Below are 20,825 nucleotides of genomic sequence, written 5' to 3' on the forward strand. Positions count from 1 at the left end.
ATTCCTGGACGACATCACGCGTATCGACCGGGATTCTCGGCGAGCGACACGCGAGCAATGGAATTTTTGCATCAGGACGATTGTTCTCCCTTATGTGCGCGAGCGAGACGGGTGTCGAGGCGCCGGTTTCGAGGCGACGGAGCTTGAGCCCGGCGATTGGCGGCACGTGTGCCCCCACACAGCTGACCAGGCTGCTTTCGCGCAGCCTGGAATGGAGGAAGCGCGGCCGCCAGCGGCTGCGCTAGTCAAGAGAGAGTCATGATGGGCAAGCAAGTCAGAATCGTTCTCGTGGAAGACGACGTGATCCAGCGGTCGCTGCTGGCGTCGTGGCTGAAGACGGAGGGCTACCATGTGAGCGCCTTCGGCAACGGTCTCGACGCGCGCAATTACCTGTCGGATCACTGGGCCGACCTGATGATCTTCGACTGGGATCTGCCCGGCATCGGCGGCGACAGGTTATTGGCGTGGGTCCGTGGACGCGCGAGCCCGTCGGTGCCGGTCATTTTCCAGACGATCCATTCGAATGAGGAGGACATCGTCCGGATTCTCGACACCGGCGCTGACGATTTCCTCGTCAAGCCATTCGACCGCAGGGTGCTGCTCGCGCGGATCCGCGCGCTCTTGCGCCGTTCTCGCGCTTCGGCAAATGAAAGCAGGCAGATGATCGTCGGGCGCCATTTGCTCGACCGCACGAACCTCAGCGTCGTCGCGGACGGCATTGCGCACGCGCTCGGAACCAAGGAGTTCGAACTCCTGTGGCACCTTGCATCGCATCTGGGAACCGTCGTCCAACGGCAGGATCTGCATTCCGTGGTGTGGGGCTGGGACGGCGGGGCCACGAGCCGGTCGGTCGACATGTATGTCAGTCGACTGCGTGCGAGCCTGCGATCGATCGGCATGGAATGGTCGATCCAGTCGGTCTACGCAAAAGGCTATCGGCTCCATGTGAGTGAATGCCGGCAGGAGTTCGCCGACGAACTCACCGACGAGCGCGTCTAGCGAAACGCGGCCCAACGAACCGGCCGCCAGCACGGTTCGGAACACGGAATGCGAGGCAATGTCGTTACGCCGCGTCGCCGACATCGCCTCCGTGACGTCATGCGGCAGCGAGCGGCAATGTCACGCGCGCTTCGAGGCCTCCGGTGCTGCGATTGTTCAACTGCAGTTCCCCCTGCATCGCCTGCGTCAGCCGCCGCGCGATCGCCAGCCCCAATCCGGATCCCGGCGCACGCGCCGATGTCTGTGGTGCCCGATACCACGGCGTGAATACCGCTTCCATCTCCGCCGGCACGATACCCGGCCCTGAATCCACCACGGCAAGCATCACGCGCCTGGCATCGACGCGAACGCACAGGCGGACATCGCGCCCGTAACGCAGTGCATTGTCGATCAGGTTGACGAGCACGCGCCGCAGTGCATGCGGAAATGTCACGAGCGGGCAGTCCACTCGCCCGTCCAGCGCGACGGCAAGACCTGCATCGCGATAGTTGTCGACCAGCGAGCCGAGCAACTCGTCCACGTCGACGCAACGCGGCGGCTCCGCCACGCTGCATTGAAGCCGTGCGCAGGCAAGGCTTGCCTCGATCAGTTCTCCCATCTCGACAAGGTCGCGCTCCATCGCGTCGCGCAACGTGCGATCTTCCAGCATTCCGCTACGCAGCATCACGCGCGTCAGCGGCGTGCGCAGATCATGCGCATAAGCCGCGAGCACGTGCAGCAGTTCCGTGACGCGTTCCGCGTGCTGGTGATGCGCGTCGTTGATCGCGCCTGCCAGTCTCGCGATCGGCGGCGCGCCGCGCTCGACCAGTGAACGGGGCAGCGCTTCCAGCCCATGGTCCTCGACTGCCGCGGCGAGTTGCCGGATTGCCGCGTTCAATCGCAGCACACGCAGCCACAGTACCGCCGCCACCAGCGCAAGCGCCGCGCCCGCCACGCCGGCAATCAGCCGATCGCCACCGACGGCGGGAAGCAACGCACTGGCGAGCAGGTCGCGAGCGTCGTACAACGCCGCCGCGACGAACAGCACGCCCGCCACGACGAAAAGCCGGGCCGGACACGCGACGAGTTCGCGCACATGTGCGCGGCAGGCGCGGCCGAGGTTGCGTATATGGCGCGTAAGCCGGGACTCGAACCAGGCTTCGCACGACAAGGTAGGGATGTTGGCCATCTTCGTTCTCCTGTGGCCGTCGCGGCGGACGGTACAGGGAAGATGAAAACATGTGTGCGGGGGTTCGCACCATCAAACGAGCGGCCATCCACCCCCTACGAAGGTTTAGGTTGCCGTTGCGGCGCAGACCGGCGATCAGCCGTATCCGAGCGCACGTGCAAGCCAGCCTTCGAGCTCCTGTGCGTCGATCGGCTTCTCGAGAAGACAAAGCGCGGTGCTGGATCGCGCTCGCTCGGACGCGCGGGTGGTGACGAACGCCGTGACCAGTACGGTAGGAATGCGCAGGCCGCGTGCTTCTATCCGGGCCAGTACTTCGAGGCCATCCATCTCGGGCATCTGGATGTCGCAGATCAGGCAACCCGTTCGCGGCACCACGTCCGAAGCCAGGAATGCCGGCCCGGACGCGAATTCATGCGCCTCCCCGCCCAACGAACGCACGAAACTTCCCGCGGCGGCGCGTACGAACGGATCGTCGTCGACAATGGAGACAAGATCGGAGGCTGAGAGTGAAAAAGGCATCCCTGCTTATGGCGAGGGGGACGGACCGGCCCGTCCCGAGCACTGTTACCCAAGTTGCCAGCATACCGTCACGCCGCGGCATCGTCATCATACCTACGTATGGGTGGCGTCGGCATTCGTGCATGAGCCGTTTGACGAAAGATCCGGGTAAACGAGCGGCGCTCGCGCTTTCCGAAGCGGGCGCGGCGGTCCGTGCCCCGGGCGCGCGATGCCGCAGGTCGGGATGACGCTCGCCGCATCGATGCAGGGTATCCGGCTCGGCGCGCGATGCATCAGCGCGGAGGGTTGTCCGCGCCCGGGCCGCCGCTAGCGCGACGGCACCGTGATGCCGAGCGCAGTCATCTTGCGCACCAGTTCAGCGACCGACCGGCAGTTCATTTTTCGCATCGCCTGGCTGCGATGAATCTTGGCCGTGATCTCCGCGATTCCCATGTTGCTCGCGACTTGCTTGTTCATCAGGCCTGTCGCGACGTGTTGCAGCACCTCGCATTCGCGCGGCGTGAGCGATTCCCAGCACGCGCGCAGATCGAGCAGCAAGTGATCGTCCCGCAGCCGTTTCGCATCGCGGTCGAGCGCCGCAATCACCGCATCGATCATGTCCTGGTCGCGGAACGGTTTCGTCAGGAAATCCATCGCGCCGGCTTTCATCGCCTTCACCGTCATCGCGATATCGCCGTGCGCCGTGATGAAGATGATCGGCATCTGCGGACCGCCGCTCTCCGCCAGCGACGTCTGAAACGCGATTCCGCTCTGTCCGCGCAGCCTGACGTCCAGGACGAGACACGACGGTCCCGCGCCCTTCGGCGCCGCGAGAAACTCATCCGTCGACGCAAAGGCACGAACGTCCAGGTCAATCGATCGCAGCAGGCTGATCAGCGCGGCACGAACGAATTCGTCGTCATCGACGACGTAGACGACGCGGCTGTTCCGATCCGCGGATGCAGGCGTTGCGTGGGGCATTCTGGTTTCCGGCATCAATATTCGCTGATGAATTTTCAGGAGCGGCCGCATAGCGGCTCAAACACAACTCGAGGAACCTGTCCGTGCCCTCGCCGCGCGCCGCGCGTCGCGCCGACGGACGACGCATCATGGATCGACGCGCGGCAGCATGACGGTTGCTCGCGTACCGGCACCCTCGCGCGGCGACAGCGTCAACGTGCCGCCGTGCGCGTCCACGATCGAATGCGAGATGGCGAGGCCCATGCCCATCCCGTTCTCCTTGGTCGTAAAAAGCGGTTCGAGCAGCCGGTCCGCGATGTCGGGTGCAATGCCGCTGCCCGCATCCTCCACGGTCACGCGGACACTGTCAACGCCATGCACTTCGCAGGCAAGCGAAAGACGACGCGCCGTCTCGAGCCCGGCCATCGATTCGGCCCCGTTCGTCAACAGGTTGATCACGACCTGCTGGAGCTGGATCCGGTCGCCGTATACGTAGACGGCATCATCCTCACTGCGCAGCTCCAGCACCACGTCCAGCGTGTCGAGCTGCCGCGCGACGAGCGCCGCGGCCTCGCGAACGGCCTCGGTGAGATCGATCGTCGCGAACTGCGGCGCGGCCTTGCGTGCCTTCGCGCGCAGCGCCTGGATGATGCTCTTGGCCCGCGCCGCGCTGCGGTTGATGTGCGCGAGCATCGCCCGCGCTTCGCCGACGTCCGGCGGTTCCCGGCTCAGCCAACGCAACGCGGCGCTGGCCGACGTGTCGACGGCGGCAATCGGCTGTCCGATCTCATGGACGATCGACGCGACGAGCTCGCCCATCGCTGTCAGGCGGCTGGCGCGCTCGAGGCCGGCCAGTGCGGCACGCAACTGTTCCTCGGCATGCGCGCGCTGACGGTTCTGCTCGACCAGCTCCTCATAGAGCCGCGCATTCTCGAGCGCGAATGCGGCCTGTGACGCGATCACCTCCACCAGGGCCGCCTTGGCCGCGGTAAACATCCGCGCCGCCAGATTGTTTTCCATATACAGCACGCCGACGAGCGTCGCATAACGCATCAGCGGTACGCACATCACCGAACGCGGGCGCCGGCGGCGAACATAAGCATCCTGCACGTGAACCGGCGACTCCGACGCATCGTCGATCACCACCCCTTCCTGCGTCCGGGCGACCGCCTGCACGACAGAGACGGGAAGCACGCCTGCCGTCAACGACACGGCCTCTTGCGTGACGACGATCGTACCGTCGATCACGTCCGCGCGCGCCGGTACATGCCAGACGCCTTCGCGCAGCACCGCGAGCGCGCCATGCTCGGCCCCGGCGCTTTCCAGCGTCGTGCGCAACAGCGTTTCCACCAGACGCGCCGGCACGATGTCGGTCGCCAGCGCGTTCGACACGCGCAGCACCGCGTTGACGTCCAGTGCGTGCATACGACTACCGGCGTGATTGCCGGCTCCGGCATCGAATACATCGGGATGCGCGGCCTGCAACTGCCGCACCTTCGCCAGCGCCCCCCAACGCTGCCATGCGCTCTGCGCATGGCGCAAATACGCATGCGCTGCAATATTGTCGCGACCTGCATGGAATCGCGCCGCGCACTCGGCTGCCAGCGCCTCGACCTGCGTAAAGCCATGCGTACCCGCGTGCGTCACGGCACGCGCATAAGCGTCCGCTGCATCCTGCGGCCGGCCGTTCGCGCACGCTTGCTCGGCGCGCACCAGCTCGCGTCGCGCGACGAAGTTCGCCGGGCAGGCCCGCGCCCAGACGTCGAGTTGCTCGACATGGCGCTGCAGCGCGGCCTCCTGGGACGAATCGCGGCGGGGCAGCGCAAGCAGTGCGAGCGCGCCGTAGAACGGCAAGTCGGCCCGCTCGGCGAACGAGCGAGCCGCGTGCTCGCATGATTCGGCGCGCTGACGCGCGTCAAGCGCATCCGGCAGATCGCCGAACAACAGTGCCGCCTGCAGCCTGTAGACCCAGTAGGCGAGATCGACCAGGTTCGCCGGCCTGCCCTCCGTCGGCGGCAACGCGTCGCGCTCGTCGGTCTCGCCTTCCTGTAAACGCCTCAGCAGCATCTGCTGCGCGAGCAGTGCATCGATCACGAGCTGGAAATTCGCATCGCGCGCGATCGCAAGCCCGTGCGCCACCGTGTCGCGTACGTCACCGAGAAATTCGCCGGCGAACAGCATGCCGGTAGCCTCGTTGCGCTTGCAATAGAGCGCGAAAGTATGATCGCAGCACTCGACCGTGATCTCGAATGCCCGCGAGATATACCCGCGGGCCGAGCGCGCCGGCAACACCCACGGCACCACGATCGTGCCGTGCGCCATGTATACGCGGCCGCGATACCGGTCGAGTCCACGCTCGTCGACCAGATGCAGCGCGAGCTCGCCAAATGCCAGCGACGCGGCGTAATCACCGTAACGTGCGCCGAAGATCTGGTTCATGCAGACGTAGACGTCGGCCGATGCATCGGAATGGCCGTGCTCGATCGCCAGATTCACCGCGCGCAGCAGAATCATGTCGACCAGATCCTGATCGGAATAGAGGGCCGGCGGGATCAGGTCCGCGAAGATGTCGACAATCGCGCGCTGCAGCGGATCGGCGATGATCGGCAGGTCACGCAGCGCGTCGATCCCGTTGCGATCCAGCCAGCTGCGCAGGCGAAGGTATTCGCGATGCACGTCCGCGCTGTCCGGATGGGGCGGAATATCGATGCCTGATCGCTTCAGGAACGCAAGGCCGGCACCGAGAGCCAGATCGAAGCGCCCGAGCGCCGTGTACAACGCCGCGCGCAGGCGCGTGAGGTCCGCGCCGAACGTGCCGTCGCCGGCCACGCGCTCCAGCTCGGCCAGGCGCGCTTCGGCGGCTTCGAGCGCACCGGTCATGAACTCGGCCTCGCCGCACAGCATGCGCGCCTCGAGCCCGTCGTCGCTGGTGTCCCGTTCGCCGAGGAAATCGACCGCTGCGCGAAAAAAGCCGAGCGCGGAATGATGCGCGGTGGCAGCCCTGGCTTGCCGCCCGGCATCCAGATTCACGCGCGCGAACGCGCGGCGCTGCGCGCGCGCGTCGACGACCGCGCTTGCGAGGTTCGCCTGCGCGGCCAGCACGAAGGCGTCGGCGCAGGCATCGTCCGCCGCCAGCAAGCGGCAGGCGATTGCATGATGCAGCGGCGCCCGTTCGCTCTCCGGGATCGACGCATACGCCGCCTCGCGAATGCGATCGTGCCAGAACGTCCAGTCGTCGCCATCGCGCTGGAGACTGCCGGCATCGAGCGCCGCCTGCAGCCCCTCGATGGCATCGGGCTCGGTCAGCCCGGCCGCCGCGGCGAGCAGGCGCGTCGACGCACGCTGGCCGATGCAGGCGAGCAGCCGCAACATGAATCGTGCGGCGTCCGGCAGCAGCTCGAACTGCCGCGCCAGCATCATCGCGACGTCATCACCGCCGCGATGCGCGGCAATGCGCGCCATGTTCCAGCGCCACAGGCCGGCGCCCGCATCGTAATCGAGCATGCCTTCGTCGGCCAGCAGGCGCAGCAGGTGATGCACGAAGAACGGATTGCGGCCGGTTCTCCGTCCGATCAGGTCGGACAACGGGCGAAGCGCATCGGCATTCTGATGCAGCGCGTGGGCAATCAGTTCGGTCGTCGCCCGCTCGTTCAGCGGCCCGAGTTCCACCGTCAATGCATCGGGCATGTCGGCCAGCGGGCCGGCCCGCAACGGGTGGCCCGCATCGACCTCGTTCTGGCGATATGCGCCGACGAGCAGCAACGCCGTGTCGCGGTGTTGCTGCACCAGGCGCTCCAGCACCTGTATCGTGCCGACATCGGCCCATTGCAGATCGTCGAGCAGCAGCGCGAGCGGGCGCTCCGGTGCCGCGAAACACGCGATCAGCCGGGCGATCGCCTGCAGCACGCGCTCGCGCTCCAGCCCGGGCGCCAGTTCGGATTGCTCCGGCGCGACCGCCTGCGGGCCGAGCACCGCCGAGAGCGCCGGCAGGAATCTCGCGAGCGTGCGTCCGACAGGCGCCACTGCCGTTCCGATTCGCGCGCGCCACCTGTCGAATTCGTCGTCCGCGCAACCCAGCACGAACTGCAGCAACGGCTCCAGCGCCTGGGCAAGCATCGCATACGGCGTGCCGCGGCGCCCTTCCTCGCCCTTGCTGGTGGCCACGAGCAGCGCCCCGTCGTGCCGGATTCGCGCGACGGCCTCCAGAAGCAGCGTCGACTTGCCGATGCCCGAGTGGCCGGAAACCCATGCGACGCGCGCCTCGCCAGCGGCGGCGACGGCACGGTACTGCGCGAGCAACGCGTCGATCTCCTGTTCGCGGCCCACCACGTGATCGGCTTGCTGCAGACGCTGCAGTGCCGCCTGGACATCGAGCGCGAACTTCGGAACGAGACCGTCACGGCGAAGGCACTGCTCGCATCGCTGCAGATCGGCGACGAGCCCCGCGGCCGTGCCGTAACGCTGCTCGGGCGCCTTTTCGAGCAGCTTCGCGACGATCCGCGAAATCTGCTCGGGTACGTGCGGGACGAGTTCGTGAGGGGGGCGCGCCGAATGCGTGGCGTGCGCATGCACGAGTCCGGCGGCATCGGTCGCATCGAACGGCGGCACACCGGTCAACTGCTCATAGAGAATGCATCCGAGCGAATAAAGATCGGCCCGCGCGTCGACGCGCAGGTTCATGCGCGTGCCGAGCTCGGGCGCCGCATAGACGAAATCCGTGTCGTCCCAATCGAGTTCGGCGTCGCGCAACGGGTCGGTCGGGCCGGGGCCAATGGCATAGCCGAAGCCCGTCAGAAACGCGCGATCATCGTCATCCACGAGAAAGCGATGCGGCGCAAGCGCGCGATGCACGATACCGGCCGCATGCATCTCGCCCAGCGCGGTCGCGAGCGAAATCGCACGCCGCAGAAACACGGACACACGCTGCTGCTGTGGCACATCGCCGACGGAGAGCGGCACCCCACCCGGATCGGCAAGGACGAGCATGGCACCGCCATCGTGCGACACGATGGCTTGTGGAACGGCCGACCAGCGTTCATGCAGTGCCGAGCGCAGCCCATATTCGCGTTGCAGCGCGGCGACGGCGGACGGTGCCGCGACGCCGCGCCCGGCGATCAGGACGGGCGGCGCGTTGTCGTCGATCGCACGGTGCAGCCGTGGCGGGCCGGGGCTCAATTCGATAAAGCGGCGTGTCGAAAGTTCGATCATGCGAATGCAGTAAGGAAACGGTGGCGTCATCAACTCGAACGCCGCTGGCACGGCGGCGTGGAGCGCGACATGCGGCACCCGTGCAACGTGCCGGAGCGGGATGCCGGGCGGTATTCGTTCGATCGAACACGCGGCCGCGACGCGTGTCGCGGGGCTCCCTCGATTTCGCTCGTTCGGTGTCGCACCTCACCGGTCGCCGCATCCTTGTTCCGGGCACTACTGATAACACGCGAACCCGCAGATTATTCCAGCACGAAATCGTCAATGCAACACCGCGCGCCGCGCCGCGCATCACGCATCACGCATCACGCATCACGCATCACGCAGATCGAGCGACGCTTGCGACGTTCGTTGCCGCTGTTCGAATCGAGCCGGTTCGACAGCGAGACACGCGCGCCATGCGCTCGCGACGATGCTCGCCCGCGAGGGCATGCGAGGCGCCGAAGCGAACGCGCGTCCCGTCATGACCGGCGCTTTCGTATCCGGATGTATCCGGCATCCGGATGGATACACGACATTGCAAAATGCCGCGCCCCGGACACATGCGGGATACCTTCGCGGCGCCCAATACACACACGACGGATTCTGACGACAATCGCGACGCGGCCGGCACACCCCGGCTCCCGCCTTCGCCAGATACCGTGCGGACCGTTCGATCAATCTACCTTCCGGATTACGACATGAAGACATCAAGGATCACCTTCGCGCTCGTCGCATTTGCTGCAACGGCCTCCGCCTATGCAGCGGCTCCCGTCGATTCGACGACGGGGAATCAAGATGCCGCGACCACGGCCCAATGGGCGCCGGCCGCGGCGATGCCGATGGGAAAGACCCGCACCGAAGTGCGACAGGAACTCGCCCGCGCGCGGCAGAGCGGCGAGCTCGACGCGCTCAGGAAACTCTATTCCGGCCATTGAAGCGCCATCGTTTCCGGAGATGCGGCACGGCCGGCTCGATTCACGCCCCCCCTCTTTCCGGCCGCCGCATCTGGACATTCTTTTCCCCGGGATTCCCCAGGACCGCACTGGCCATCGACGCGCCGCGCGACGTACAGCGGGGATCCCATGCCGGACTCGAGCCGTCATGGAGCGAACCGACCTTGCAACGAGGCTTCCCGATATCCTGCCGCGCCTGCGGTCGTTTGCGCTGCGAATTTCCGGGAATCGATACGATGCCGATGAGCTCGTCCAGCGAGCATGCATTCGCGCACTCGAGCGGGCTCATCAGTTGCGCGCCGATACGTCGACGGCGAGCTGGATGTTCTCGATCATCCAGTCGATATGGCTCAACGAATTGCGGCAACGCAATCATCGCAACCCGCTCGTGCTCGAACTGAGCGACGCATTGCTGGAAACGGTCTCCGATCCCGGCTCCGCGCCCGAAACCGGGCTGGCCATCCGGCAAATCATCGACGCCATCGAGCGACTGCCGGAATCCCAGCGCACCGCCTTGCTGCTCGTGAGCGTCGATGGGCTCAGCTATCGGCAGGCAGCCGATACGCTCGACGTACCCCTCGGCACCATCATGAGCCGGATATCCCGTGCTCGCAAAGCGATTCGGCTGGTGATCGACGGTTCCGGCGAATCGCGAACGGAGACGGGAACCTGCATCGATGCGCGGACCTGACATCGACGCGCGACGGCGCGGGCCTGCCGATGCGAACCGGCCGCGATGCGATCGCTGGCGCACCGGGATCGCACCGGAATAAATGACGGCCGTCGCGTGTTCAGTGGAAGCAGTCGCATCCGCTTCTGCGCGTGTGGCCGACCGCCGACCGCTTGCACCGTTGCCCGTCACGGGCGACTTCATTCCCGCACCCAACGCCGAAGATGTCATCGCTGTCCAGATTGCTGCTCGTCTATGACGGGACCAACGAAGCAAACGCCGCACTCGCACGGTGTGCGTCGCTTTCTCACGCCTTGTCGGCCACGGTCGACGTCGTCGCCATCGTCGACAACGTAACCGCCAACGCACGGTCGGCCGGACTGCTCAGCGAACTCGCCCATGAGCGTCTGGCGGAATTCGCACATGGCGATCTTCAACGGGCGGTCGGCAAACTGACGGACGACGGCGTCGCCGCACGCGGCTACCTGCGGTTCGGACGCGCGGTCGACGCTATCGCCTCGCATGCGACGACAATCCGCGCGGACATGATCGTCGTCGGATATCGTGCGCCCACCGGGCTCGCTCGCTGGTGGCGCGAGCCGCCCGTTCACGTCCATCTGACCGAGCGCCTTCATGGTGCGACGCTCGTTGTCGTCACGACCCCATCGGCTTAGCGTCGGCACGCATGGATGCACGCGGACGACGCTCCATGGCGCGCGTCCGCGATTCACCCGCTTTCGACGCCCGGTCTAAAGCGCATCGGCCGCGTCGATGCACGGTTGAACGGTCGCGGCAAGAATCATCCGCTGCTGGTTCGCGGGCAGACAGACATCGCTCGCGCGCGGACGAAACACCGGATCACCGCGTCGTATCGCACGCCCCGTCAACGCACATGTCGACGGGACGCGCGCGCGGCTCCTGCACCAGATTTGCTCGGCATACCGCCCTGAACACGAATCGCTCCATGAAACACTGATCATGGACAACGAAAGGCGTTCCATCACGGCTATTCTGAAAGGCGGCTCGGTCCGCGCATGCGCATCGCCCTCATCCCATTGACACAACCCGAGGCGTCGCGCCTTGTATCGTGTCCGCTGCGCTCGCAAACAAACGCTGCGTTGTTCTTGCGAAGGATCGAGGACATTGATCAACGTGCGAGCCACGATGTCCGCTTCAGGCAGCATCACCATCACCTCTTCTCCCAATCAATCGGATCGGTCATGTGAAAGCGGACGCACGAATCGCCGATACCCTGTCATCCGGCCCGGCAATGCGCCCGCCCTCGCTCAGGCTCCGCCCTTCTCACGCAGCATCAGCTTGCTGCTCACCGATTTGACGCCGCGGATCTTCCTGGCCGACTCGACTGCCAGGTGGTCTTCGTCTTCGGTTTCCACCTGGCCGGCCAGCGTCACCCGTCCTGTCGCGGCATTGCCGAACACCGTAATCGCCTTCCCTTCCAGCCCCTTCGTTCGAGACAGCGTTTTCTGAATCGACCGCGAGAATGTGCGATTGGCCGCGCGCGTGGCCTTTTTCGTCTGGGTGGATGCCACCGCGGCATCCGTGTCCGTCGCATTGGCAGGTTCGTCGGCAAATGCCTGCAACTGCAGGCAAGCGATCAGGACGGCCGCCAGGCCGCCATTTACGACGATTTGTCGAAATGTCATGATGGGTTCCTTGGGTTTCTGGTATCGATTGGCACGCATGTTCCGGTCGTCCGCATCGTTGCGACATCGCGAAGCCGACTCGATCACCTGTCGCCCGAGTCGTTGCCGATGCGCTTCGTGTACCGGTGGAACCAGAATACGGCGCAGCGTCAACGGCATCCATAGCATCTGCAGCTAGCCGCATGACCCGTCAGGATGGATGGCCGCATACGTTCGTATAGGCTTCGGCCATGGCGGCACGCGTCGCGGCGCGTCATGCCGCCTGATGTACGGCCGGCGTGCCGTCAACCGGACCACGCGGGAGCGTCACCATCGCGCGAGTGCCGCCTTCCGCGCGCGGCGTCAGCGCCAGTTGACCATGGTGCGCAGCCACGATGGACTGGCAGATGGAAAGGCCCATGCCCATGCCATGCGGCTTGGTGGTGAACAACGGTTCGAAGATGCGTTGCGCGAACCGCGGATCGATGCCGTCGCCACTATCGTCGATCCGGATGCGCAAGAGATCCTGAGCGGATTCGCACGCCAGCACGAGTACGCGGCGCTCTTCCGGTGTGCTCAGCATCGATTCCGCGCCGTTCATCAGCAGGCCGATGACGGCCTGCTGCAGCTGAACGCGTTCGCCGCGCATCGGCATCGGGGACGGGAGTCCGTCGACGCGCAAGCGCACCTTCATCGCATCCAGCGTGCTTGCCATGATCTCGCACGCCTCGGAAAGCGCATCGGCAAGATCGAACGTCGCGAAGGCGTGAGCCTCGTGCCGTGCGTTCGCGCGCAGCGCGCTGACGATGGTCCGCGCGCGCGCGGCGCACGCGCAGATGTGGGCGAACATCTCGCGCGCGGCGTCGATGTTCGGCGCGCTGCGCTCGAGCCACTTCAGCCCCGCGCGCGCGGAAGTGTCGATTGCCGTGATCGGTTGAGCGACTTCATGCACGATCGAAGCCGCCAGCTCGCCGTAGGCCTTCAGCCGATCGGCGCGATCCACGTCGGAAGGCGTGTCGCCGATCCTTGCCGCGATGCCGCCCAGGCGTGCGTCCTGAGCGGCAAGCGCGTCGTGAAGACGCCGGTTCTCCAGAACGAACCCTGCATGCAGCGCGATGATCTCGACCAACGCGGCATTCGCCGACGTGAAAATACCTGGCAAGTCTCCGTGTTCCAGATACAGCGCGCCCATCAATGCGCCATTGCAGCGTATCGGCACGCACATCACCGAGCGGGGCTTGCGACGGCGCACATAATCGTCGGTCCGCCAATGGTCGGCGGCGCACGCATCGCGCAGCACCAGTCCGTTACGCAGGTGCATGGCGGCGGCAATGATCGGGACCGGCAACCGGTCGACCGGCAGCCGCTCCACGTGCGGCGCATTCGCCGCCGCCGCATCGGCGGCCCCCTCCCAGCCGTCTGCGCGGATGACGGCAATCACGCCCCACGTCGCCGCCGTACCCTGTATCGCGGCCTCGAGCAATTTCCGGACGCGCGTCGCGGGCGCCACCTCGTTCGCCATCGCATGGGAAACCTGGCGCAACACCTGCATGTCCAGTGCGAGCTGCGATTGGGACATCAGTTCCTCGAAGACCGCGGTCATTTCAGGGCCGCTCGTGTCGGACAGCGACTTCCAGGTAGTTCGCGCAGCGAAAGTGCTGCAGGAATCGTCGAGTTCGTTGCTCATTCGTCTATCTCCTGCTTACCGGGTCTCGGCTTCCGCCAACCTGAAATCAACATTTCATGTAGTGAGTACTCCACAAACGAATGGTAGCAGCACTTTCTCGAAATAAAAATACGAAGCTATCGGACAGTCGTGCTTTCCGCCGACCACCCGGCCAAGAAAGTCAAATGCAAGCCATTGAATATACGAATAATTTTTGTTTTGTTGCGGACCTGTGAAGAGTTCCGTAGAATCTTAAATTCATGTAGCGTTCCCTGTACGAAAGTCGAGGAAGGCCGCTCTTGCAAGTTTTTTCAGGCGGCATGGCCAGGTTGTCGGCCGCCATAGGAACGGTATGGCTCAAGCAGCAAAAGGCAAGGCTGTGCGTGGAACCGGTGTCCGGGAGGCAGCGGCACAGGAAACCCGCGACAAGATCCTGCGCGCGGCGACTAAGGTCTTCGCGCGCTACGGCTACGACGGCGGCAGCGTGGAGAGAATTTCCAGGCTGGCGAAGTCCTATGACCGGATGATCTACTACTACTACGGGAGCAAGGAGGGCCTGTTCGTCGCGGTGCTCGAAGGCATCTATCGACGAATGGACGAGGCGGAAGTCAAGATGGCGCCCGATCCCTCGAATCCCGTGGAAGCGCTCAAATCCGTGATTCGCTTCAAGCTGGACTACTATTGGCGCAATCCCGATTTCATCACGCTGCTCAACACGGAGAACCTGCACAAGGGCAAGCACCTGTCCAGGCTCGAGCGCCGGGGCGAATACTCGTCGCATGCGGTGCAGATCATCGCGAAGATCCTCGAAAACGGCGTCGAGCAAGGGCTGTTTCGCAAGAACCTGAATGCGCGCGACGTTTTCCTGCTGATCATCTCGGCTGCGTATTTTTATACGTCGAACCGCCACACGTTGTCCGCGTTCCTCGGCGAGGAGCTGAATGCGCCGGACGCCGTGCGCCGTTGGGAGGCGTTCGTGATCGACAGCGTGCTGCGGGTTGTCCGCAAGGATGCGTCGACCGACGATTGAGCGTGTGCCGGTGCCGATGTCGACTCGTCCAACCATGAAGATGCTGACACCCTTGCGATGAACTATCTTCGCGCCAACACCATCGAGGAAGTGCTCTTCGCGCTTGCGGCGCAGCCGCGGCCGCGCATCGTGTGCGGGGCCACCGATGCCTTTGCCGATATCGGGCTCGTGCCCGCCCGGTCGGCATGGGTGGATATCAGCCGTGTCGATGCGTTGCGCTGCATCGAGCAGTGCGGCGGGCTCACCCGTATCGGTGCGGCGAGCACCTGGGAAACCATCGCCCGGACGGCATGGCTGCCCGCGGCGCTCACGGCGGCGGCCGCTACCGTCGGCCCCCGGCAGATTCGCGTCCAGGGTACGATCGGCGGAAACGTGTGCCATGCTTCTCCGGTGGCGGACGGCATCCCCGCGCTGCTGGCGCTCGACGCGTGCGTCGAGCTGGCGAGCGTGCGGGGCGTGCGCCGCCTGCCGTTGGCCGAGTTCCTGCCGGGCAGCCGCCAGACCGCGCTGCATCCGGACGAACTGCTGGTTGCCGTGCGGTTCGAGCAACCTCGCGCGCACGAGCGTACGTCGTTCGTCAAATGCACGAATCGCGACGGCGCGGCGCTCGCCGTCGTTTCGGCCGCCGCGCGGCTGCGCCTGCGCGCGGACGGTACGCTGGAGGCGGCCGCCGTTGCCGTCGGCGGCGCCTCCGGCGTTGCGCGCCGGATGCGCGTGCTCGAGGCGGCACTGGCGGGCAAGCGGTGCGGGGAACTGGCGGGCGTGATCGCAGCGGCACCTCTTGCGGAGCTGTCTCCGGTTGACGACTGCCGGGCGACCGCGTTGCATCGCATTCATCTCGCGCGGCTGGCGATCACGCGCGCTTTCACATGCTGCATCCAGGAGAACGCCCATGGCGCATCCACTGGCTGACCCGCTTGCCGACGTTCGCGAGATGAACGCGGGCGGCAGCGCCCCGGTTTCGCCGGAGCCCGACTGGTTCGAACTCAACGGCACGCGGCGGAGCCTGCCGGCAGACCATTCGCAGCGGCTCGTCGACCATCTGCGCGCGGACCTGCGCCAGTTCGGCACCAAGGAAGGCTGCCGCCAGGGCGATTGCGGCAGCTGCACGGTGATCGTCGACGGCGACGCGCGCTACGCGTGCCTGATTCCGGTCGGACAGGTCGCAGGGCGCCGTGTCGTCACCGTCGAAGGCCTCGCCGAGGCCACCCGATGCGGCAGCCGCCTGCAGCAGGCGCTTCTCGCACATCAGGCGGTGCAATGCGGCTTCTGCACACCCGGCATGCTCACCGCAGCGGCGGCGGCAATCGACGCCGGCCAGGTGACCGACCGCGCCAGTGCGCGGGCCGCCATCGACGGCGTGCTGTGCCGCTGCACGGGTTACCAGAAGATCGTCGACGCCGTGACCGAGGTGGGATGCGGCGCCGCCGCGCGATGCCAGACGCGTGCCCCGTCCGAAGGGCCGTCCGTCGGCGTCCCGCTGACGCGCCTCGACGGCCCGGAAAAGGTCGACGGCAGCCAGCGCTTCGGCGCCGACGACTATCCGGCCGACAGCCTGTTCATGCGCGCGGTCCGTTGCCCGCATCACCGCGCGCGCTTCGTGTTCGGCGACCTCACGGCGTTTGTCGACGCCCATCCGGGCGTGCACCGCGTCCTCACCCACACCGACGTGCCCGGCATGAATCTGCATGGCGTCGCGACGCCTTACGCCGACCAGCCCGTCCTTCCGGAGACGGAAACGCGCCACCATCTCGAGGCCGTCGCGCTGGTGGTCGGCGAGCGCGTCGCCATCGCGGCGCTCGACCTGGACCGTTTTCCGGTGCAGTGGGAACCGCTGAAGCCGGTTCTCGCGATCGCCGATGCCGTGCTGGACGACAGTCCGCAACTGCACGCCGATCGTCCCGGCAACCTGCTGATCGAGGGCCTGGTGCGCCGCGGCGACCCGGAACGCGCGACGCAGGACGCCCGTCACGTCGTCAGCGCAACGTTCGAATCCAGTTTCGTCGAGCATGCGTACCTCGAGCCCGAGGCCGGCTGGGCGCGACGCGTGGGCAACGTCATCGAAATCCATTCGTCGACGCAGGCGCCGCATCCGCATCGCGGCGATCTCGCACGCATTCTCGCCGTCCCGCCGGAGCAGGTGCGCGTCGTGGCGACCGCGGTCGGCGGCGGTTTCGGCGGCAAGCTCGACATGACGGTCCAGCCGCTGCTCGCGATCGCGGCCTGGCATCTCGACCGGCCCGTCGCGATGGCGTTGTCGCGCGAGGAATCGATGGCCACGTCGACCAAGCGCCATCCCGGCCGCATGACGTCCAGCATGGCCGCCGATGCCGATGGCCGACTCCGTGCGGTGACGTTCGAAGGCGACTTCAATACCGGCGCGTTCGCGTCCTGGGGCACGGCCGTCGCGAATCGGGTACCGGTGCATGCCGGCGGCCCGTACGTGATCCCGCACTACACGGCGCGGGCACGGGCGATTCATACGCACGTCACGTCCGCGGGCGCATTCCGCGGCTTCGGCGTACCGCAGACGACGATGTCGCAGGAACAGCTGATCGACGAGCTGGCGCTCACGGCCGGCATCGATCCGCTCGAGTTCCGCGCGATGAACGCGCTGCGGCCCGGAGACACGCTGCCGACCGGGCAGGTCCTCGACGACAGCGTGGGCCTCGTCGCGTGCCTCGATGCGCTGCGCCCCGCGTGGCGTGACGCGCATGCCCGGATCGCGACGCTGAATGCAGCGTCGCCGGGCCACATTCGCCATGGCGTCGGCCTGGCAGCGTTCTTCTATGGTTGCGGCAACACCGCCTTGCCGAACCCGTCGACCGTCCGCTTCGGCATCCGGCCCGACGGGTCGATCGTCCTGCACCAGGGTGCGGTGGACGCCGGCCAGGGCGCGAACACCGTCATTCCGCAAATCGCGGCCGATGCGCTGGGCGTACCGGTCGATCGACTGCAATTCGTCGTTCCGGACACCGCGCTGTCGCCGGATTGCGGCCGCACGTCGGCTTCGCGCCAGACGTTCATCACCGGTCGAGCGGCCTTCCTGGCCGGAACGACGCTGCGCCACCGGCTGCTCGCACTCGCAGGCGCGGCGCCCGATGCGCGGATTTCGTCCGATGCGCGCGGCATTGCCGTCGACGGCAATCCGCTGGCGCTGCGGACGCTGCCGGTCGATGCACACGGCTATGTCGTCGCGGCCGAAGAAAGCTTCGATCCGCCGACCACGTCGCTCGATGCGTCGGGGCAAGGCACGCCTTACGCAACCTACGCGTTCGGCGCGCAGATGGCCGAAGTCGCGGTGGACTGCGAGAGCGGGCGTGTCCGGGTGCTCAAGGTCGTGGCCGCGCACGACGTCGGCAGGATGGTCAATCCGACGCTGCTCGAAGGACAGGTCGAAGGCGCAGTGGCGCAGGGTATCGGCATGGCGCTGATGGAGAAGTATCACCCCGGGCGATACAACAATCTGCATGACTACGTGATTCCGACGGTGCATGACATGCCCGACGTGCAGTCGATCTTCATCGAGGCGCCGACGGCCATCGGCCCGTACGGAGCGAAAGGCATCGGCGAGCCGGCGCTGGTTCCCACGGCCGCGGCCATCCTGAACGCGATCCATCACGCGACCGGCGCGCGCATCCGCGAAGCCCCCGCCACGCCGGATGTCGTCCGTCTGGCGCTCGCGACCCGCAACCAGCCGTCAGGGCCTCGATAAGGCCGTTTCCACCCGCTGAAAACACGATGACGCCAACCAGAAACGCCGAGCAAGGCTCGCTAGCCGCCGTATCCCGCCCGTCCTGGTACGGGGAACTCGATCCCGCCGGAAAGCGCGCGTTCAAGGCGTCGTTCGCCGGCTGGGCGACCGATGCGTTCGATTTCATGGTGTTCAGCTTCGTGCTGGCTTCGCTGATCGACTTGTGGGGCCTCGATCGCGGCAAGGCCGGCCTGCTGAGCACCGTGACGCTGATTTTCTCGTCGGCGGGCGGCTGGATGGCCGGCATCCTGGCGGATCGGTACGGACGGGTCAAGGTCTTGCAAGGGACCATCCTGTGGTTCTCGGTCTGCACGCTGGCGATCGGCTTCGCGCAGAACTTCGAGCAGATCTTCGTGCTGCGCGCGCTGCAAGGGCTCGGTTTCGGCGGCGAATGGGCCGTGGGTGCCGTGCTGATCGGCGAGATCGTCGCGCCCGCCCATCGCGGCAAGGTGGTCGGCCTGGTGCAGAGCGGCTGGGCCATCGGTTGGGGCTGCGCGGCGATTCTCTACAGCATTGCGTTTTCCGTGCTGCCCGAGTCGCTGGCCTGGCGCAGCCTGTTCTGGGTGGGCATCGCGCCCGCCCTGCTCGTGCTGTACATACGCAAGCACGTGCCGGAACCGGACGTATTCGTGCAGGCGGACGCCGCCCGACGACAAGGCGCGGGCCAGCCGTCGGTGTGGGCCATCTTCTCGCGTTCGCAGGTGCGACGCACGGTGCTGGCCGCGCTGCTGTGCACCGGCATCCAGGGCGGCTTCTATGCGATGTCCACCTGGCTGCCGGCCTTCCTCAAGATCGAGCGGCACCTGTCCGTGCTCGACACCAGCGCTTATCTGTTCGTGATCATCGTCGGGTCGTTTTGCGGATATGTCGTCGGCGCGTACCTTTCCGACTGGTGGGGACGCCGACGCAACTTCATGCTGTTTTCGGTGCTGTCCCTCGTGTCGGTATGCCTGTACCTGACGCTTCCGCTGTCGAACGCACAGATGCTGTGGCTGGGCTTCCCGCTGGGTTTTTCTTCCTGCGGCATCTTCAGCGGGGTCGGCGCATACCTGACGGAGCTGTATCCGTCGAATTTCCGCGCCAACGCGCAAAGCTTCACCTACAACTTCGGTCGCGGAATCGGCGCGCTGTTCCCGAGCCTCGTCGGGATGCTGAGCCATTCGCTCGGCCTGGCGCTGGCCATCGCGATCTTTTCCGGCGCGGCCTATGGCGTGGTGCTGCTGGCGGTGCTGCTGTTGCCGGAGACGAAGGCCAAATCGCTTTGAACGTCAGCGATGGAATGAGCGCCATGCAACGCCCGCTGCCGGGCACCGTCCGGAGACCGCGAGCGATTCACCAGTTCGTGCGCCCGCGTCGCTCAGCGACCGACGTAGACCTGCCACGCCTCGCCCGTGGTGAAACCCATCGACTCGTACACGTGGCGCCCTGCCGGCGTGCAATGCAGAAACGCGGTATGCGCGCCTTTCGCGGACGCGGCATCCAGCACCGCCCGAGTCGCGGCCCGCGCGTAACCGCGTCGCCGGTATGCGGGTAGCGTCGACACATTGAATACGCCGACCTGATCGTTGCGCACGACCCCGAACGACGTCGCGACCGGCATTCCGTCGAATTCCACCATGAAACCCATCATGCCGTCGGCCTCCAGGACCGCTGGCGCGCTCAGTCGTCGAAATACGCGTTCCGGCGCCTCATAGCCGGCGGCAAGCGCGCCGTTGTATCGTTCGCTGTCCGCTGCCGTCACGCGCCGCACGACCACGCGCCCATCGAGCTTGGCCGGCGCGTCGACTCGCTCCAGCCGCTTCGTCATGAACGGCAACGCGACACACTGCGTCAGCCCATGATCGCCTGCGATCCGCCGAATCTCGTCGGCTTGCGCGCGCCCATCGCGGGTCTGGATGCTCCATGGCAATTCGCACGCGCTGAACGATTCGGAAAAACGCCGGATCTCGTCGACATCCGGCTCGCGCGCCATGCTGATGACCGCGTTCAGCACGGCCACGGGCGCACCACTGTAGATCGCCTGGGTTCCATGCGCGCCGCGTACCACGAAACCGACGTCCTGCAAGCGACAGAACGCGTCGATCGACGCGTGCCACGCGGTGACGGATGCATCCAGCAGTTCGGTCAAAGAGCGCATTGGGTTCCCGGAATGAAGTCGTGGCCGATCTATCGACAACACTCGAGCGACCGATTCATTCCGCGCCGCGGTGAAATGACACGCGCGGGCATTCGCCGAAGCCGCAACCACCCTGCCCGCCAATCCCACGGAATGTCGACGCGGCTCGGCGCGAGCC

General features: G+C 66.1%; 16 protein-coding genes. 8 read left to right on the forward strand and 8 right to left on the reverse strand.

Features of this window, described 5'->3' with window-relative positions; genetic code table 11:
• Positions 1-261 precede the first annotated feature (261 nt).
• The gene (locus DIE21_RS20085) at positions 262-999 is read left to right on the forward strand and encodes a response regulator transcription factor (protein WP_124499385.1); all 738 of its coding nucleotides are present in this window, start codon (positions 262-264) and stop codon (positions 997-999) included.
• 97 nt (positions 1,000-1,096) lie between these two features.
• Here DIE21_RS20085 and DIE21_RS20090 read toward each other — a convergent pair whose 3' ends face one another.
• The 4 genes from DIE21_RS20090 to DIE21_RS20105 all read right to left on the reverse strand — a co-directional run bounded on the left by DIE21_RS20090 (position 1,097) and on the right by DIE21_RS20105 (position 8,833).
• Complete coding sequence (locus tag DIE21_RS20090; protein ID WP_124499359.1) at positions 1,097-2,167, reverse strand: HAMP domain-containing sensor histidine kinase; 1,071 nt, start codon at positions 2,165-2,167, stop codon at positions 1,097-1,099.
• 135 nt (positions 2,168-2,302) lie between these two features.
• The gene (locus DIE21_RS20095; protein ID WP_124499360.1) at positions 2,303-2,686 is read right to left on the reverse strand and encodes a response regulator transcription factor; all 384 of its coding nucleotides are present in this window, start codon (positions 2,684-2,686) and stop codon (positions 2,303-2,305) included.
• A gap of 306 nt (positions 2,687-2,992) precedes the next feature.
• On the reverse strand, positions 2,993-3,646 hold the full coding sequence (locus tag DIE21_RS20100) for a response regulator transcription factor (RefSeq protein WP_124499361.1): 654 nt from the start codon (positions 3,644-3,646) through the stop codon (positions 2,993-2,995).
• 126 nt (positions 3,647-3,772) lie between these two features.
• Positions 3,773-8,833, reverse strand: a complete 5,061-nt coding sequence (locus DIE21_RS20105; protein ID WP_124499362.1) for a trifunctional serine/threonine-protein kinase/ATP-binding protein/sensor histidine kinase — start codon at positions 8,831-8,833, stop codon at positions 3,773-3,775.
• A 503-nt stretch (positions 8,834-9,336) separates the two neighbouring features.
• On the opposite strand from DIE21_RS20105, the gene DIE21_RS37550 reads away from it, so the two are divergent.
• The 3 genes from DIE21_RS37550 (at position 9,337) to DIE21_RS20120 (ending at position 11,112) form a co-directional block, all read left to right on the forward strand.
• Entirely contained in the window at positions 9,337-9,750 is a 414-nt protein-coding gene (locus tag DIE21_RS37550) for a DUF4148 domain-containing protein (protein ID WP_221622393.1), read from the forward strand.
• Positions 9,751-9,916: 166 nt separating this feature from the next.
• Positions 9,917-10,459 carry an RNA polymerase sigma factor gene (locus tag DIE21_RS20115; RefSeq protein WP_124499363.1) on the forward strand — a complete coding sequence of 181 codons (543 nt, stop codon included), beginning with the start codon at positions 9,917-9,919 and terminating at the stop codon, positions 10,457-10,459.
• 203 nt (positions 10,460-10,662) lie between these two features.
• Complete coding sequence (locus DIE21_RS20120) at positions 10,663-11,112, forward strand: universal stress protein (RefSeq protein ID WP_260432531.1); 450 nt, start codon at positions 10,663-10,665, stop codon at positions 11,110-11,112.
• A gap of 75 nt (positions 11,113-11,187) precedes the next feature.
• Here the strand turns inward: DIE21_RS20120 and DIE21_RS20125 are convergent, their stop codons facing one another.
• The 3 genes from DIE21_RS20125 to DIE21_RS20135 all read right to left on the reverse strand — a co-directional run bounded on the left by DIE21_RS20125 (position 11,188) and on the right by DIE21_RS20135 (position 13,768).
• A complete protein-coding gene (locus DIE21_RS20125; RefSeq protein WP_124499364.1) occupies positions 11,188-11,628 on the reverse strand; it encodes a DUF3331 domain-containing protein in 441 nt (146 codons plus the stop codon).
• Positions 11,629-11,724: 96 nt separating this feature from the next.
• Entirely contained in the window at positions 11,725-12,102 is a 378-nt protein-coding gene (locus DIE21_RS20130; RefSeq protein WP_124499388.1) for a BON domain-containing protein, read from the reverse strand.
• Between the two features lie 253 nt (positions 12,103-12,355).
• A complete protein-coding gene (locus DIE21_RS20135) occupies positions 12,356-13,768 on the reverse strand; it encodes a sensor histidine kinase (RefSeq protein WP_124499365.1) in 1,413 nt (470 codons plus the stop codon).
• Between the two features lie 331 nt (positions 13,769-14,099).
• Between DIE21_RS20135 and DIE21_RS20140 the strand changes: the two genes are divergently transcribed.
• The 4 genes from DIE21_RS20140 to DIE21_RS20155 are packed head-to-tail and all read left to right on the forward strand — an operon-like array spanning position 14,100 to position 19,796.
• Positions 14,100-14,777 (forward strand): TetR family transcriptional regulator, encoded by a 678-nt coding sequence (locus tag DIE21_RS20140; protein WP_124499366.1) that lies wholly within the window; start codon positions 14,100-14,102, stop codon positions 14,775-14,777.
• A gap of 57 nt (positions 14,778-14,834) precedes the next feature.
• Complete coding sequence (locus tag DIE21_RS20145) at positions 14,835-15,689, forward strand: xanthine dehydrogenase family protein subunit M (RefSeq protein ID WP_124499367.1); 855 nt, start codon at positions 14,835-14,837, stop codon at positions 15,687-15,689.
• On the forward strand, positions 15,670-18,492 hold the full coding sequence (locus tag DIE21_RS20150) for a molybdopterin cofactor-binding domain-containing protein (protein ID WP_124499368.1): 2,823 nt from the start codon (positions 15,670-15,672) through the stop codon (positions 18,490-18,492). Before DIE21_RS20145 ends, DIE21_RS20150 begins: the two co-directional genes overlap by 20 nt.
• A 26-nt stretch (positions 18,493-18,518) precedes the next feature.
• Entirely contained in the window at positions 18,519-19,796 is a 1,278-nt protein-coding gene (locus DIE21_RS20155) for an MFS transporter (RefSeq protein WP_124499369.1), read from the forward strand.
• Between the two features lie 92 nt (positions 19,797-19,888).
• On the opposite strand, the gene DIE21_RS20160 is transcribed toward DIE21_RS20155, so the two are convergent.
• On the reverse strand, positions 19,889-20,779 hold the full coding sequence (locus tag DIE21_RS20160) for a GNAT family N-acetyltransferase (protein WP_260432533.1): 891 nt from the start codon (positions 20,777-20,779) through the stop codon (positions 19,889-19,891).
• Positions 20,780-20,825 lie beyond the last annotated feature (46 nt).

It is taken from the genome of Burkholderia sp. Bp9140 (assembly GCF_003853425.1).
Taxonomy (GTDB): domain Bacteria; phylum Pseudomonadota; class Gammaproteobacteria; order Burkholderiales; family Burkholderiaceae; genus Burkholderia.